This is a genomic window from Candidatus Krumholzibacteriia bacterium (assembly GCA_029865265.1).
In the GTDB taxonomy this organism is placed as follows: Bacteria; Krumholzibacteriota; Krumholzibacteriia; order WVZY01; family JAKEHA01; genus JAKEHA01.
The window spans coordinates 1-16653 of record JAOUHG010000048.1 but is presented as its reverse complement, the minus strand read 5'-3'; the positions used below and the strand labels follow the sequence as shown (position 1 = coordinate 16653).

General features: G+C 61.4%; 13 protein-coding genes. 12 read left to right on the top strand and 1 reads right to left on the bottom strand.

The genetic code is table 11. The annotated features are described in order from the left end of the window. Nucleotides 1-505: 505 nt before the first annotated feature. From OEX18_14390 to OEX18_14360, 7 genes are all read left to right on the top strand, one after another. On the top strand, nucleotides 506-2332 hold the full coding sequence (locus OEX18_14390) for an ATP-binding protein (GenBank protein MDH4338459.1): 1827 nt from the start codon (nucleotides 506-508) through the stop codon (nucleotides 2330-2332). After that, a complete protein-coding gene (locus OEX18_14385; GenBank protein MDH4338458.1) occupies nucleotides 2329-2979 on the top strand; it encodes a response regulator in 651 nt (216 codons plus the stop codon). Before OEX18_14390 ends, OEX18_14385 begins: the two co-directional genes overlap by 4 nt. Before the next feature lie 371 nt (nucleotides 2980-3350). Next, nucleotides 3351-4715 carry a beta-lactamase family protein gene (locus OEX18_14380; GenBank protein MDH4338457.1) on the top strand — a complete coding sequence of 455 codons (1365 nt, stop codon included), beginning with the start codon at nucleotides 3351-3353 and terminating at the stop codon, nucleotides 4713-4715. 44 nt (nucleotides 4716-4759) lie between these two features. Continuing rightward, on the top strand, nucleotides 4760-6421 hold the full coding sequence (locus tag OEX18_14375) for an amidohydrolase family protein (protein MDH4338456.1): 1662 nt from the start codon (nucleotides 4760-4762) through the stop codon (nucleotides 6419-6421). A gap of 84 nt (nucleotides 6422-6505) precedes the next feature. Next, nucleotides 6506-8086, top strand: a complete 1581-nt coding sequence (locus OEX18_14370) for an amidohydrolase family protein (GenBank protein ID MDH4338455.1) — start codon at nucleotides 6506-6508, stop codon at nucleotides 8084-8086. A 79-nt stretch (nucleotides 8087-8165) separates the two neighbouring features. Further along, on the top strand, nucleotides 8166-9386 hold the full coding sequence (locus OEX18_14365; protein ID MDH4338454.1) for a hypothetical protein: 1221 nt from the start codon (nucleotides 8166-8168) through the stop codon (nucleotides 9384-9386). Nucleotides 9387-9453: 67 nt separating this feature from the next. Beyond that, nucleotides 9454-10002, top strand: a complete 549-nt coding sequence (locus tag OEX18_14360; GenBank protein ID MDH4338453.1) for an HdeD family acid-resistance protein — start codon at nucleotides 9454-9456, stop codon at nucleotides 10000-10002. Between the two features lie 426 nt (nucleotides 10003-10428). Here the strand turns inward: OEX18_14360 and OEX18_14355 are convergent, their stop codons facing one another. After that, the gene (locus tag OEX18_14355) at nucleotides 10429-11451 is read right to left on the bottom strand and encodes an AraC family transcriptional regulator (GenBank protein ID MDH4338452.1); all 1023 of its coding nucleotides are present in this window, start codon (nucleotides 11449-11451) and stop codon (nucleotides 10429-10431) included. Between the two features lie 307 nt (nucleotides 11452-11758). On the opposite strand from OEX18_14355, the gene OEX18_14350 reads away from it, so the two are divergent. The 5 genes from OEX18_14350 to OEX18_14330 form a co-directional block, all read left to right on the top strand. Further along, nucleotides 11759-13240, top strand: a complete 1482-nt coding sequence (locus tag OEX18_14350; protein MDH4338451.1) for a DUF1254 domain-containing protein — start codon at nucleotides 11759-11761, stop codon at nucleotides 13238-13240. Between the two features lie 117 nt (nucleotides 13241-13357). Beyond that, nucleotides 13358-13939 (top strand): Crp/Fnr family transcriptional regulator, encoded by a 582-nt coding sequence (locus OEX18_14345; GenBank protein ID MDH4338450.1) that lies wholly within the window; start codon nucleotides 13358-13360, stop codon nucleotides 13937-13939. Between the two features lie 111 nt (nucleotides 13940-14050). After that, on the top strand, nucleotides 14051-15097 hold the full coding sequence (locus OEX18_14340) for an MBL fold metallo-hydrolase (protein MDH4338449.1): 1047 nt from the start codon (nucleotides 14051-14053) through the stop codon (nucleotides 15095-15097). Nucleotides 15098-15134: 37 nt separating this feature from the next. Then, a complete protein-coding gene (locus tag OEX18_14335) occupies nucleotides 15135-15584 on the top strand; it encodes a nuclear transport factor 2 family protein (GenBank protein MDH4338448.1) in 450 nt (149 codons plus the stop codon). A 321-nt stretch (nucleotides 15585-15905) separates the two neighbouring features. Further along, a partial coding sequence (locus OEX18_14330) for a DUF2911 domain-containing protein (GenBank protein ID MDH4338447.1) occupies nucleotides 15906-16653 on the top strand: 748 nt, incomplete at its 3' end.

Here is a 16653-nt window from a genome sequence, read left to right as displayed (position 1 = left end):
AGAGTCAATTGCCCGGTTGCAACGCAGCCCGCCACGTGGGGCAAGGTCAAAGCGCTTTATCGCTAGGCGATGACGTGAACAACACAGCGCGACCCACTTCCGCCACTTTGGGGAGCCACTACTTTCCTCACTTCCTCCTCTCGCCACCGAGCCGGACCCCGGGTTCACCGGCAATTGCCTGTAGCCTGAACCCCCACGTTCTCCGCTCCGGGGAGTCAATTCTTCCGCGCTGTCGCGGAAGGGCTTTCGAGTCCAATACGGGTTTTCCGTCGCCTGATGCCGACTGGCGTTTCAATGGGCAGACCAGATAACTGTCGAGATCCGAGTAAGTTGAGGTACAATGGACTGAGTCTGACAGGCATGAGGTTGTGATCAGTTTGGCGAAGCTTCAACCGAATCGCCCAGGGAATCGCCGGTGCCGCGACGTCGTCGGCCGCTCCGCAACTCGCGGTGGGCCGCGGAGCCCGCGCCCCGGCAAAGGAACCTACGATCCCCTAACGGACCGATGAGCTGGATCACCGTCGTCTGGTCGATGATTACTGCCGTGTGCCTTTCGTTCGCGGCGGTGCACCTGCTGGTCTGGCTGCGCTCCCGCGACGCCCGGACGAACCTGCTTTTCGCCATCAGTGCCGGTGCCGCGGGTGTGCTGACCATACTGGAGCTGGTCGCGTTCCGCGCGGCGACCCCCGCGGCGTATGGCGAGACGCTGCGGTGGATGCATGTCGCGGTGGCGATCGTCGTCATTGCGCTCGTCTGGTTCGTGCGCTCGTATCTCCGGGAAGGCCGCATCTGGCTTGCGTGGACCATCACCGGGCTGCGTGCGCTGGTGCTGGTGCCCAACTTCATCGCGTACCCCAACGCGACCTTCGGCGAGATCACATCCATCGCATCGTTTCGCCTGGTCGGCGAAACTGTCTCGGTTCCCGTGGGGGAGCCGAATCCATGGCGGGTCCTCATTCACGCCAGCGTGCTGCTGCTGTTGATCTACGTGGTGGACGCAGCCGTCCGGGCCTGGCGGCAGGGCGATCGGCGCCGGGGGCTGGCCATTGGCGGAGCGATCGTTGCTGCGGCAATCATGAGCGCAGTGAATTCCCAGTTGATGGTGCGCGGCCTGCTCCCGGGGCCGCTCACGGGCCTCGCCTTCCTGTTGATCGTGATCGCGATGGGATCGGAGTTGAGCCTGGACCTGATCCATGCGCGTGAACTCGCGCGCAGCCTCAGAGAAAGCCAGCAGCGCGTGGAGCTGGCCACCCGTGCGGCTGATCTTGGCCTGTGGGAGTGGGACATCGAACGCGACGAGGTGTGGGCGAACGAAGGCGCGAGAGCGCGGGTTGGCTTCGGCTTGTCAGAGAGAGTGACCTTCGACCGCTACCTTCAACGGGTTCATCACGATGACCGGGAAGCCACGCGTGAGGCGGTGTTGTGTGCGCTCCGGGAAGGCGCCGACTTCAAGGCGGAATACCGGATCTCCGGGCCGGACGGCGGGACGCGGTGGGTCGCCGCCCAGGGTATGGTGCTGCGCGACGCCGGTGGCAAGGCGGTCCGCCTGCGCGGTGTAGCCATGGACGTCACCGCCCGCAAGCGCGACGAAGCGGAGCTGCAGCGGCAACGTGCGGGCCTGGCGCAACTTCAGCGCGCCTCCGCGGTTGGGCAGCTTTCCGTCGTGCTGGCGCACGAGCTCAACCAGCCGCTCGGGGCGATCCTGCGTTACGCCGAGACCGCGGAGCTGTTGCTGCAGAAGGAGGCGCCGGATCTCGAGAAGCTCCGCGCTATCGTTGCCTACATCCGCAGTGACGATCAGCGCGCCGCCGAGGTGATCGACCGGGTGCGGGCGCTGCTGCAACGCCGCAGCCTGCAGTTCGAGACGATCGACCTGCGGGGCCTCATCGCTCAGGTGGCCGGGCTGGTGCAGGCAGAAGTCCAGGCACGCGAGGCGACACTGGATGTCAGTGTACCGGGCGAACTCCCCGAAATCCATGGCGACCGCGTCCACCTGCAGCAGGTGCTGCTGAACCTGCTGCTCAATAGTCTCGAGGCAGTGCAGGGTCTTTCCGAGGAACGGCGAGGACTGACCGTCGAAGCGTGGCAGCGAGGCGACGGGAAGATCGAAGTGGCCGTCCACGACCGCGGCCCGGGGTTCCCGGCCGGGCAGATCTCCAGCTTCTTCGATCCCTTCGTAACGACGAAGGTCGATGGCACAGGCCTGGGCCTTGCGATTTCGAAGACCATCGTCGAAGCTCACGGTGGCCACATCTGGGCGGAGAACGATCCGCATGGCGGCGCGACGGTCCGCTTCACCCTGGAAGCGGCGCACGACAGAGGCACGGCATGAGCCCGGCGCCCCGCTCCCAAGCCACCGTATTCGTGGTCGACGACGACGCGTCGTATGCCAGGAGCCTCGAGGGCATGTTGTGCGCCTCGGGCTACGAGGTGAAGTGCTTTACCTCGGCGGCGGACTTCCTGGCGCGTCGTCCGGCCGGGGCCGCGGGCTGCGTCGTCATGGACCTGCAGATGCCTGGCATGGACGGCATGGCGCTGCAGCAGGCGCTGGCGCAGTCGGGCGATCCCCTGCCCGTTGTCTTTCTGACCGGCCACGGCGACATCCCTACCAGCGTCACCGCGATACGCCGCGGCGCCGAGGACTTCCTGACGAAGACCGCACCGCGCGACCAGCTGCTCGGCGCCATCGAGCGTGCGCTGGCGCGGGACGCGCACGAGCGGCGCGCGCGGGCGCACCGGCGCGGGCTGCAGGCGCGCTTCTCCGGCCTGACCCCGCGCGACCGCGAGGTGCTGGCTCACGTGCTACGTGGTCGATTGAACAAGCAAATCGCCGCCGACCTCGGCATCAGCGAGCGCTCCGTCAAGCGCCACCGGACGAGCCTGATGGCGAAACTCCGCGTCGAGTCGGTAGCCGAGCTCACGCGACTTGCCGTCGAGGCAGGAATCGACACGGGCGACCATCCGGCCGGGAGCAGCTGAGTTCCCGGCTGGTACAGGTCCGGTTGCTCCGAACCGTCCCGAAAGGGACGTGGTCACCCCTTCCCGTCAGTGCTAAGTCTAAGATCAAATCATCCTGCCAAATCATCCTCGAGAACGCTCTGCAAGAACTTCTGCAGAATCCACCGGAGACAGAAATGAAGTCGATTACCAGACGCTCGCGGCTCGCCGGTGCCGCGGCATTGATTTTCGGGCTCCTCGCCACCGGGGCCTGCGGGCCCGTCGCCCAGGAGCCGTGAACAGTGGGACGACGATTTCTGGTCGGCGTCGCCGTCCCGGGCGATGGATGCATGCCGCACCCGCACACTCACCCGGGCTACTTCAAGTAGCCAGTTAAGAGGAGGATACCAATCGTGAAAAGCAGAGTCCTCAACATCGCTCTGGCTGCCATCTGCCTGACAAGTCCTCTGGTCACCCATGCCGAGGACAATCCGCTGGCCAAATACCTGGAAGTCCCCGGCGCAAAGACGACCTTGCCGGTTTCCAGCGCCAAATCGCCTTTCTCACTGGAGTTCGCGCAGGATGCGCAGAAGAGGTTCGAAAACTTCCACTATCAGTTGGGCGGAGATCATGCGCTGTACTACAACCTGCACCTGAGCGAGCTCCTGCACACGGCCACGTCGAAGCCGAACGCGTTGTACAAGCCGCTCGAAAAGGCGCTCGACCCCGAACTGGGTGACAAGGTGTCTTTCACCGTCAACGAAGGTGACCTGACCCTGAACCAGTACGTCGTCCATCCGAATCACAGGGTGCAGGCCGTGGTCATGGTTCACAAGGGGAAGATCGTCTACGAGACCTACCCCGGGATGAACCCGATGGACCAGCACGTCTGGATGTCGCCGGGCAAGTCCACGGTCGGGCTGGTGATCGCCCAGCTGGAGGCGGAGGGCAAGATCGACATGACCAAGGAGGTCGTGGAGTACATGCCCGAGTTCAAAGGCACCAACTGGGACGGCATCAAGATGATTGACGCCGCCAACATGGCTACCGCCCTCCAACTGGAAGAAACGATGGAGGCCATCGTTGATCCCAAGTCGGTCATCGTACGCTTCTTCAGTGCGGAGTTCGGTTCGCCCAACCCCGATACGGGAAAGGTCGATGACTGGCTGGAAATCCTGAAGAACGCGGACAAGATCGAGGGTGAGAAGCCGGGATACAGATTCCGGTACTCCTCGGCGGTGACCCAGATTTTCGTGGTGATCGCTGAGCGAATCGAAAACAAACCCTGGGCGACCATCTTCGAGGAGCGGGTCTGGGGCAACATGACCGCACGCATGTCTATGCAGCATCATCTGACCCCTGACGGAACTTCCGTGGCGCATGGGCTGCTCTCGACGACGGCGGAAGATTTCGCCCGCTTCGGCATGTTGTTTACGCCAAGCTGGAACAAGGCGTCGGTGAAGCCAGTGGTCTCGGCGAAGGTACTGAAGCGACTGCAGACCGCCGGGAGCCCGGAGGCGTTTCAGCGCGGCGCGAAATACAAGGGTCTGGTCGAAGATTTCGGCGAGGCGCCACTCATGAATTCCTACCAGTTCGACGCCGTGTTCGAGGATGGCGCGCTGTGGAAACACGGCAATCTCGGTCAGGGAATCTACATCGATCCGGCCCGCGATTTCGTCGGCGTCTACTTCTCCACCAACGGCTATATCCCGCCTTATGGGCAGGACCGGATGCCGGGCTACCTGAGAAGAGCGGCCAAGTTTTTGGCGGCGAAATGATTCGATCTGAAAAACACACTCAACTATCCACGGAGGCAACTCTAGTGAAAAGGAAAAGCGGTGAACAGGGCTCGGCTCGCACGCAACTTGCGGCTCTAATGCTTGTTGTGGTAACGGCAGTCGCAATGTCCTCACAGGTCGCGGCTGAGACGTACGATGTCGTGATCAACAACGGCCGGGTCATGGACCCCGAAACCCAGTATGACGGAATCGCCAACGTGGGCATCAAGGATGGCAGAATTGCCATTATCACGAACGACAGAATTTCGGGTAGGGAGACCATCGAGGCAAAGGGCCATGTGGTCGCGCCCGGATTCATTGATACCCACTTCCACTGGCAGGCGCCGCTGGGATACAAGATCGGCTTGCGGGACGGCCTGACCAGCAGCATGGACATCGAGGAAGGGTGTGCCGGGACGACGCTCGGCGCCTGGTACGAGGAACGGATCGGCAAGACCGCCGTCAATTTCGGATGTGCCTCCAGCCACGAGCTTGCGCGCGCCATCGTTCTGGACGGCGCCACGAAAGACGATGTGAGCCAGGGGCCATTGAGTGCGTTGAAAACCCGCCAGGCGACGGGCTGGAGTTCAGCGCAGCCGACGCTGGAACAGGGCAACGAGATCCTGCGGATTATCGATAAGGGATTGCAGGACGGCGGAATCGGCATCGGCAGCACCCTGGGGTACATGCGCGATGCCGTGAGCACGCGCGAGATGTACGAGGTGCAGAAGGTCGCCGCCCGTTACGGCCGCCACACGGCCGTGCACACCCGCTTCACGCCCGACAACGCCACATTCGAAAACCTGGGCGCCCAGGAGATCCTTGCCAACGCGCTCGCCCTCGGCGCGCCGGCCACAGTCAACCACTACAACAATCCCGGTTGGGCGCTCGCGCACGAAATGCTTTCCAAGCTGCAGGAACAAGGCTTCAACGTCTGGGGAGAGATCTATCCTTACGCTGCCGGGTCTACAACGCTCAACGCGGTCTTTCTGAAGCCCGAAAACTGGGTAGAGAAACTGGGGCACCGCTACGAGGACACCATGGCCGATGCGGAGACGGGCAAGTTCTACACCCGGGAAACCTACGAAGCGGGTCTGAAGGATAACCCGACCAAGGAAATCATCCTGTACAAGATGCCGCCCGAGGACGCGGTAAGTTGGCTGCAGCTCAAGGGCACGACGATGGCCAGCGACGCCATGGCGGCCGAGCCGGTCTTCGGACCCTGGGAGACGCCCCTCGAGAAGCTGGGCAACATGCATCCGCGCGGTGCCGGAGCGCGCGCCATCAGCGTGCGACTCGCGCGCGAAAACGATATCCCGCTGATGCAGATCATGGCGATGCTCAGCTACAACGCGGCCAAGCACCTCGGTGATACCGGCCTCAAGGCCATGCAGGAGCGGGGCAGGCTGCAGAAGGGCATGATCGCGGACATCGTCGTCTTCCATCCGGAGAAGTTCACCGACAACGCGACCTACCAGAACGGGTCACTGCCCTCGACGGGAATGAAGGCGGTGCTCGTCAACGGCAAGATCGTCCTCGAGGATGACAAGATCAAAGCCGGCGTTTTTCCGGGGCAGCCGATCCGTTTCGAACCGGAAGCGAAGCCGCGATTCGAGCCGGTTTCCGTGGACACCTGGAAGGGAACGTACATGACGGGCACGCCACACCTGGAAGCGGGCGAGTTCGAGTCGCCCAGTGGCGACTAGGATCCAAGGCGAATCGACGTCTCTCCGGCAAGCATCGGTGACGAGCGAATTTGAAAGAAGACAGACCGAAGGAAGGAGTGACCTATGAAATCCTCAAAGAACCTGGCGAGAATCATCACTGCAGCAACATTGGCCTGCGGGCTCCTCACTGCCGCTATCCCGGCCATGGCGCAGACCTACGACGTGGTGATCCTCAACGGGCGCGTCATGGACCCTGAGACGAACTTCGATGCCGTGCGCAATGTCGGCATCAAGGACGGCCGGATCGCTACGGTCACCAAAGACAAGATTGACGGCAAGAAAGTCATTGATGCCAAGGGCCATGTGGTTGCGCCCGGTTTCATCGACCTCCACGCCCACGGCCAGAACATCGGCGATTACCGCATGCAGGCCATGCAGGGCGTGACGACGATGCTGGAGCTGGAGTCCGGGGTCCTGCCGATCGGCGAGTGGTACGACGCGCAGGCCAAGAAGAACCTGCCGATCAACTACGGTGCATCGGCCGCCTGGACCTACGGCCGCATCGCGACGTTCACCGGCACGCCGCCCAAGGCCACCGCCAAGTACTTCCAGGACGTTCAGGGCCGGTCGGACTGGAAGATGGACATCGCCACACCGGAGCAGCAGGCCCAGATCCTGAAGTACGTCGAGCAGGGCCTGGACGAGGGCGCGATCGGGATCGGTATCAATGCCGGCTATGCGCCGGGCTACGGCCGCAAGGAGTACTTCGCGCTGGCCAAGCTGGCCGCCAAGCGCGACGTGGCGACGTTCACCCACTTCCGCTACGCGAGCAACGTGGAGCCGCAGAGCTCGTTCGAGGCTACCCAGGAGCTGATCGCCAATGCGGCGGTCACCGGGGCGCACATGCATATCTGCCACATCAACAGCACGTCGCTGAAGGACATCGACGCGGTGCTGGAAATGGTAGACGACGCCTTTGCAAGAGATATCAACATCACCGTAGGCGCGTACCCCTGGGGCGCCGCCAGCACGGTGATCGGTGCCGCCATGTTCTCCGGTGAGGGGTGGCAGCAGCGCATGGGCTCGACCGCCAGCAGCTTCCAGCTGGGCACGGAACGCATGACCGAGGCGCAGGTTGCCGACTACCAGAAGAACAAGCCCGGCACCTTCATCGTCTGGCATTTCCTCGACGAGAAGAACCCCGCAGACCTCGCCATCCTGGACAAGTCCATCCTTCATCCCAGGATTCTCATCGAGTCCGACGAGATGTTCTGGATGTTCATGGACAAGCACGATGAGGTCGAAAACTACGAAGGCGACGCGTGGCCCCTGCCGGAAGGAGCCTTTTCGCACCCGAGGTCGAACGGCACCTTCGCCAAGATCCTGCGATCGTACGTCCGGGAGCGCAAGCTGATGACCATGCAGGAGGCCCTGCGCAAGATGAGCCTCATGCCGGCCCAGACGCTGGAAGGCTTCGTGCCACAGATGAAGAAGAAGGGCCGTCTGCAGGAAGGGATGGACGCCGACATCGTCGTCTTCGACCCCAAGACCATCAGCGACGTCGGGACCTACGACAAGCCCAACCAGCCTGCAGTCGGCGTGCAGTCGCTGCTCGTCAACGGACAACTCGTCGTCGCAGACGGTGCATTGATTACGGACGCAGGACCGGGTCGCCCGATTCGTCGAGATGCGCGGGCCAAGTAGGACGAAGAGTCCGGTAAACACCATGAAAGCAAACAGCCGGTTCCTATTGTTTGCGTTTGTACTCTTGAGCGTGGAAGCCATGACGCCCATGGCATACGCCCAGCAGCCGCCAGAGGGGACGACGGTCGCTGACACGGCGCGAATCGATCCGCTGCGAAACCAGGCGGTGGATCGGACCGGGGACGACCTGGCCGCACATGCGTTCGAGCGTTCCTGGCCACTGCATGGGGGTCGTGCCCGCATGGCGATCCGGGGATACGTGAAGCTCGACTACGTCCAGGACTTCGACGGGGCCTACGATCGCTTCCAGTTTCCGGTAGCGGGGGTCCGAGTTGCGGACGACGGCCGGGTGGATCAGGCCGGCTACATGAACATGTTCGCCCGCGAGAGCCGGATCAGTTTCGATGTCCGGTCCTTCACGGAGAACGGAACCCCTCTGCAGATCTTCATGGAGGTCGACTTCTGGAACCTGGCCGACACACCGTTCTTTGCCACACCACGTCTTCGGCACGTCTACGGCGTTTTCGGCCGCTTGCTCGCGGGGCGAACGTGGGGCACGCTGACGGACGTCTATTCGCTGGCCACCACCATCGACTTCGCGGCTGGCGATGCCATCGCGGGATCGCGGCGACCCCAGGTTCGTTTTGAGCAGCCGCTCGGCGGCGAGTACAAGACCGCCGTTGCCCTGGAGATGCTCGAGTTTCAGGAAATCGACAACGTCAATGACTTGTCCGGTCAGCCAAGCATGCTCCTTCCGGTTTTGGCTGCCCGGGTTACTCGTGACGTGCACAAGGGGCGAATGATGTTGGGCGGATCGGTGTCGCAGCTCCGCTGGGACGGGTTGGAAACCGGGCCCGATGCCACCGCGGTTGCCTGGGGTGTTCTCTTCAGCGGCCGTGTGGGCATCGGTCCAAGGGATTTCATCCTTTGGAACACGTCGGCGGGCAACGGTTGGGGCAGCAACATCGTCACCGAAATCGGCGCAGGTACCGCGGCAGTGCTCACACCCGCCGGGACGCTGGATCCGATGTTCTCGTGGAACGTTCAGTTCGGGGGTGCTCACTATCTGTCCGAGGTCGTGGCACTCAACGCGTCGGTCGCCTGGGCTTCGGCCGAAGATTCGTCGTTCAAGTCCGGCGAGAGCCTTCAGGAGGGCGGCACGGCCCACGTCAACGTCATCTGGTCGCCCTTCAAGTCGGTGAACACCGGCGTGGAGTACATGCACGCCCTGCGGCGCAACTACGATGGATCGGATGGGACCGCCAACCGGGTGCAAGCCATGGTCAAGTTCATCTTCTGATGAGACCGGTGCGGATTTCGGCTTCTGAATGGTCGGAACACAAGGAAACGTAACAGGAGGAATCGCAATGAACGAAATCGCGAATGCGGCAAAGTCCGCCGGAACCAGTGCCACGGTTTTTGGTGTGATCAGCATTATTGCCGGCATGCTCTGTATGTTGATGCCGGGACTCACCGGCCTTTCCGTGATCACCTTCGTCGGTGTGCTCGTTCTGGTGGGCGGGATCGCTCGGATGATATGGGCGTTCAAGGCCGGCACCTTTGGAAGGGGAATGCTGGTGTTTGCGATCGGCGCCCTCACGCTGCTCTGCGGTATCGTTCTGCTCGCCAACCCGTTGGTAGCGGCAGGGGTCCTGACGGTACTGCTCGCGGCCTACTTCATCGTCGATGGCATCGCAGAGATCAGCATGGGAATGCAGCGGCGCTCCCTGCCGGGTGCGGGATGGCTGATCTTTGGCGGGGTCGTGTCGATCCTGCTCGGCATCATGATGTGGCGCCAGTTTCCGCTCTCGGGGACGTGGGCCATCGGCGTGCTGCTCGGCATCAAGCTCTTCTTTGTCGGTATCCTGATGGTCACGGGGGGGTCTGCCATCCGTTCGATCGCCAAAGCGGCCTGAGCGGCCGTCGCATTCACCGGTATCGTCAAGCCATGTTCACATGGTATCGATGGGACACCGATCGTGACGCGGAACATCCAGAGATCCTGTCCGTCAGGGCAATTCCAAGCCTGCTTTCCTTAGCCCGTCGCCCTGCAATGCGCGCGTCTTACTTCACGAGCGACGCCTCGCAATCGGTTCGATTGCGGGGCATTCATTTCACGCTTCGCGCGGAGCGCTTCAAGGTGCTCGATCGCTACTCGCGCGGCCCTCTTGATTAAAGCGGGGGGCGCCTTTGCTCTCAGCATGACGAACATGCCGAGCACGGAAGCCGCGCTTGTCCCGGTGCGCGACCGGGGCTTTGCGGAAATGAACATCCTGCTGACCCAGGAAATGTGAGGCGGACGGTAACCTTCCAACACGGATACCGGAGCGCGGGAAGGCGGATCAGTCCCCCGTCCGACGTTGCCGGTACGCGGTGGGGCTCATGCCTGTGAGGCGCTTGAACGCGCGGTCGAAGGAGCTGAGTTCGGAGTAGCCGAGCTTCAGGGCGACGGCGCCAATCTCGGTATCGGTCTCCGCGAGCGCCCGGGTCGAGATCTCCACGACGACACTCTCCTTCAACTCGCGAAAAGTCCGCCCGCAAGCCGCCAGACGTCTCTTGAGGGTGCTGCGTGACAAGGCCAGCTGGCGGGCGACACTCTCGAGGCTGGCGTTGCCTTTCTCCAGGTCCTCCAGGATCTGGAGCCGTACGGCCGACTCGAGGGATCTTGGCTGCGCGACGTTTCGCAACAGGGTCTCGGCATGGTCGGTGAGGATACGGAGCAGTCCCTCATCGGTGAAGCTGATACGGCGGTCGAGGATGGTGGTCTCGAACTCGAAGGCCGTGCGCGACGCGTCGAAGCGGACGTCGTCGCCGAAGATCCGACGAAGCTCGGTTGTGTCGACCGGCTCCCCGTGGGTGAACTGCGTCCGCAGGGGATGCCAGCCGTTCTCCAGTTTCTTGCCGATGAAATCCGCGAAGAATCCGAGGGACCACTCGTTGTCGTGGCGTCCGGACGCAGCCGCGCCGCCGTGGACCCGATATTCGAGGGAGCCGATGACGCCATCGCTCCGCAGACGGAGGACGGAGCCGCGGTAGAAGGTCGGGTAGAACTGTTCGGCGATCTGGAGAAACCGGCCGATGGTCGGTGCGTTGGTCAGGAGGTAGCCGTAGGTTCCCAGCATGGCCGGGTCGACGAAGTCCACCATGTGGAGCCCGAAATCTCCGTCTCCACTCAACCGGGCACAGGCGTCGAGGATGGTGTTCACATCTCGGGGCAGGAGTTCGCCCGGGGCTTGGAGCATGTGGCGAATCTCGACCGGGTTCTCGCGGGTGAGCCGGTCCGTGTCGACACCTCCCCGCCGAAACGCCTCCAGCAACCAGATTCCGGGCAGTTCCTGTTTCTCCATGGTGGTCCGAAGTGTCAAGCCATTGAGCCGAAATGTCAAGCAGGCGCCCTGCGGAAATGCCTATATTGTTCCCCAATATCAATCAGATCAGAACCGCGACCTGTTGGAGCGGTCTGCAGGACCATGACCACATGGTCTTCGTGGGAGCCCGTTTTTTCCGCATGTGGGCACTTCCGGGGGATCGCTCCGCGCTGCGGGCGATGAACGAAGAGGAGAACGATTGATGAGTACAGGTACGATCCGGAGCGGTGCACGGTGGGGAATGCTGACGCTGGTAGCCATGCTGGTGTCGTCCGCGAACGCCGTGGCACAGCCGCCGACGAAGATGAAGATGACGACGGACATTCCAGAGTCCATCACCACGCCGGACCGCGTCGAGACGCGCATCGGAACCCTCGAGTTCTTCGATGGGATCCCCACCAAAGAGACGTCCAACCTGGTCTATGACTACCTCGACTTCTCACGGGCGATGGAAACATTCCTGAATGGGATCCCCGCCGCCTCGATTGAAGCACTCCGGCTTGGAGCGGCGTCGCTCGGGCAGAAGAACTCGAACCAGGTCCTCTACTTTGACGAGTTGATGGACAGCAAGGCGCTGTTTCTCACCGGCAACACCAGCACCGTCTACGCCATCCCCATTCTTGATCTCAAGAAGGATGGCCCGACGGTGGTCGAGATCCCGGCCGGGGCCGGCCCGGGAACGGTGAACGACGCCTTCTTCCGCTTTGTGGTGGACATGGGGGCCCCCGGCCCGGACAGGGGCAAGGGTGGCAAGTATCTGATCCTGCCCCCCGACTATGAGGGCGAGCTTGAAGGTCCCATCGGCGGCAAGGCACAGGTCATCGACGGTGAGACCTACTTCGTCGCCAAGTCCACCAGCTATGTGAACTGGATCGGATTGCGTGGATTCCTCGTCGACGGCAAGCCGGATGCCGCCGCCAAGATGTGGAGGGACGGCCTGAAGATCTATCCCCTCGCCATGAAGAACAATCCACCGAAGATGGAGTTCATCAGTGGCTCCGGCAAATCGTTCAATACGGTTCATGCCAACAATTTCGAGTTCTACGAGGAACTCCACAGCGTCATCGAACGTGAACCCGTCGAGATGCTTGACCCGGAGTTGCGCGGACTTTTCGCCTCCATCGGGATCGAGAAGGGCAAACCTTTTTCCCCGGACGCGCGGATGAAGAAGATCATGACCGAAGCGGTGGCAGTGGCCAATGCGACAGCGCGGGCCATCCTCTGGGATGAGCGCAACAAGGACGAATTCCTCTACGAAGGCAGCCACTGGAAAAGGGGCTATGTCGGTGACTCCTATCAATTCCTCAAGGATGAGGGCATGGGCGGGCGCAACCTGGATGCGCGGACCCACTTCTACTACTTCGCGACGGTTAACACGCCGGCGATGGCGATGAAGTTGGTCGGCGCGGGCTCCCAGTACGCCTGGGGCTACCTGGACGCCGATGGCAACCCCCTCGACGGCAGCAAGACCTACAAACTCAACATCCCCAAAGATGCTCCTGCCCTGAAATTCTGGTCGGTGTGCGTCTATGATCCCCAGACCCGATCCATGCTCCAGACGGACCAGACTTTCCCGAGCAAGCAAAGCCAGCGCGACAAGTTGATCACCAACGACGACGGGTCGATCGATCTTTACTTCGGCCCCAGGGCTCCGGCCGGCAAGGAAGCGAACTGGACCCAGACCGTTCCCGGCAAGGGTTGGTTCTGCCTCCTGCGTCTCTACAGCCCCACCGAGGCATGGTTCGACAAGACCTGGCGACCGGGCGAGATCGAGTTGGTGAAGTAATAAGCCTGCTGGCGTCCGCCGTCGCAAGGCGGCGGACGCCGTAGACGCGCCCCGGACTGTGGAGTTCACGGGTATTGTGAGACGTACCGCGTCCAACAAACGGAGAGTTTTCCGCAAATGCACATAGAGTCGCTCATATCCTACTTTGAAAAGCACCTTGCTTTGAATGCGGAAGAAAAGCAGGCAGTCCGAGATAGCTTCTCCGAAAAACGAGTAAAACGTCGGCAGTTTGTCTTGCAACAGGGAGATGTCTGCAAGCTGAACAGCTTTGTGGCTGAGGGATGCTTGCGGATGTACCTGGTGGATGATCGCGGCAAAGAACACAATCTTCAGTTTGCGATCGAGGACTGGTGGATTGGCGACATCGCCAGTTTTCACAGCGAAGAACCCAGCAGGCTTAATATCGAGGCGATCGAAGACTCCGTGATACTTCAGATAAGAAAAGAAGACCAGTTGCGTTTGTTTGTCGACTTTCCGAAGTTCAACCGGATCTTTCGTGTTTTCACAGAGAATGCGCTGGTCAGCTGTCAAAGGCGCGTACTGCAGAACATCGGTTCAACTGCGGAAGAAAGGTATCTCGACTTCGTAGAGCGTTATCCAGATCTTCTCAATCGGATATCAAACGTACAAATAGCGTCGTTCCTTGGCATGACCCCCGAATTCCTCAGCACCATTCGCAAGAGATTGTTGAAGTCTTAAGATAGATTAAGGCATTTTCTTGTGCTGCCTTATGGGCCGCGTTCCTGCCGTCGGACTATCCTTTCGTCGTTGGTCTAACAACAAAGCCACACCTCAGAAAGGACAAGAGACATGAGGACGTTCCAAATTGCACAAGTGATGATCGTTACGGCCGCGCTGTTCCTGGGTGCCACGTTGAGTGTGGCGCAAAGCCGGGCGCAATCGACAGCTCGTACCGCCGGGCGTGCTTTGACGGATTACGCACCCGTGCTGCGGTCAATGCTGGAACGGGCCTGGGGCATCGATCCCAGCAAGGGGGTCACGACTAGACAGGTTGCGGACGGCGTATTCGTGGTTACCGACGGAGTCTGGCAATCGGCTTTCGTGGTTACCGACGGGGGAGTAATCGTTTTCGATGCGCCCGAGTCATACGCCACCAAGATTCCAACGGAGATAGCGGCGGTGACCAGCCAGCCCATCACGACGCTGGTGTATTCCCACGCCCACAACGATCACATCGGCGGTTCCGCGGCTTTCGCCAACGTGCAAGGACTCGAGATCGTCGCGTTGAAGGGCGTTGCCGACTTTCTCGTCGAGAAGAACGATCCAGACCGCTTAGTACCAACTAGGACATTCGATGATCAGTTGGTGCTCGATCAAGGGGGAACGCGCATCGAGCTCCGGGAGGCGAACTACCATTCGGACGAGGGAGACGTCATCGTCTACATACCACGCGCGCGCTTCCTCATGGCGATCGACACGTTGGCACCGGGATACTGCCCCTTCATGGGCTTCGACATCACGTCCAACTTCCACGAGTATCTCCAAATCTTCGACGTTCTGCTTGACTACGACTTCGACGTTTTCGTCGGCGGTCACTTGACTCACATCGGGAACAGAGCCGACGTGGAGACGACCCGCGAGTTCACGAGAGACGTTTATGAAACGGTCAAACGCGTTCACGCGGACACGAACCTCATGGCCGTCTTCACTGCAGCGGGCCAGGAGATTGGCGGCTTCGACAACAAATTCCTCCTCTTTAAGACATTCCTTGACGAGGTGACGGCCAAAGCGACGGAGGAGATCGAGCAGCGCTGGATGGATCGCCTCGCCGGAGTCGACGTGTTCACTGAGGATCACGTCCGCACAGCCCTGCTCTACGTCCGCTGGGAGGACTGATTCGGGCGAGGAAGCGTGTAGTGAAGATTAGATCCAGATGGCAGTCGAGTACCGCGAGTGGATGCGGGCAATAACCGATCTGACAAAGGAGATGGGAACTATGGAAAAGCAACACAAGCAGGCGATCGAGCAACTCCTGGCCGAATACAAGACGTCGCTCAATACTTCGAACGCGGCCCTGGCTCAGAGCCTGTACGCAAGGGACGGGGTTTTCATGCCGACGGGGGCCCCTTCGGCGATCGGCTCCGAAGAAATTCTAAAGTCCTACGAGTTCATCTTTTCGCAGATCCAGTTGAATATCGAATTCTACATCGATGAGATTGTCGTCGACAGAAACGTCGCCTTTGCTACGACGAGTTCCAAAGGCACGACCCTGATTCGCGAGAATGGTCAGACCGTGCCAGAAGAGAATCGAGAGCTGTTCGTCTTTGAGAAAATCGATGGTGCATGGAAGATCGCTCGTTATATGTTCAACAAGACGAAGTAGGAAGGGGCGGCTCTCACATGGATTCTGGCAGCCGAGGCGCTGATCGTCGCGGTTGCCCTTGCTTGGATCACCCTGCGGGTCCGTAACCTGCTGGCGTCCTCGAGCAGTGCGTACAGGCGCCGCGCGTCGCTTCAGCAGGCATTCTTGCGGGGGTGTTCTCCTGCTGACAGGGGGCGCCACGTAGGCTATCATCACACCCGCTTGGGCGGAGATCCGACAAGGATCGAAGCCCCGGAGGCTGAACGGAGCCCGACGGGCTCCGCCCCCAGATTTTTCGCTCATTTCCCGTAATAGACCCGTAATAGAAAGGACCTCCACGCCATGAGATCTCTGCGTCTATCGCTAATGGCAGCCCTTGTGGCTGCGGCCCTGATTGCCAACGCTTCCTCCGCCGCCGAACTCCAGCTGCCGCGCCCGAGCCAGAAGGCCCAGGTCATGCAGACCGTGGGGCTCACCGATGTCACGATCACGTACAGCCGGCCCGGGGTGAAGGGACGGGTGATCTGGGGCGGGCTCGTCCCCTACGACAAGGTGTGGCGGACGGGCGCGAACGAGGCGACGGACATCACCTTCTCCACCGACGTGAAGGTGAACGGTCAGCCGCTCCCGGCCGGGACCTACAGCCTCCACACGATCCCCACCCAGGGCGACTGGACCGTGATCTTCAACAAGCAGGCCGACCAGTGGGGGAGCTACTCCTACGACGAGAAGGAGGACGCGCTCCGGATCCAGGTCAAGGCCCAGCCCCACGCGTTCAACGAGTGGATGGAATTCAGCTTCCCGGACATCGCCGTGGACAAGGCCACGGTGGCGCTCGACTGGGAGAAGCTGCGTGTCGCGTTCGAGATTCAGGTGGAGACGGTCGAGCACGCGCTCGCGAGCGCCCGCGCCGCCATGGCTTCGCTGGCCGCGGACGATCATCAGACGGCATACCGTTGCGCGAGCTTCGCCTTCGACAACAACGTTGCTGCCGATGAAGCCCGGCAGTGGGTCGACAAGTCGATCTCCATCAAGGAGACCTGGCTCAACCTGCGCCTCAAGGCCAACATGATGGCGAAGGAAGGCAAAA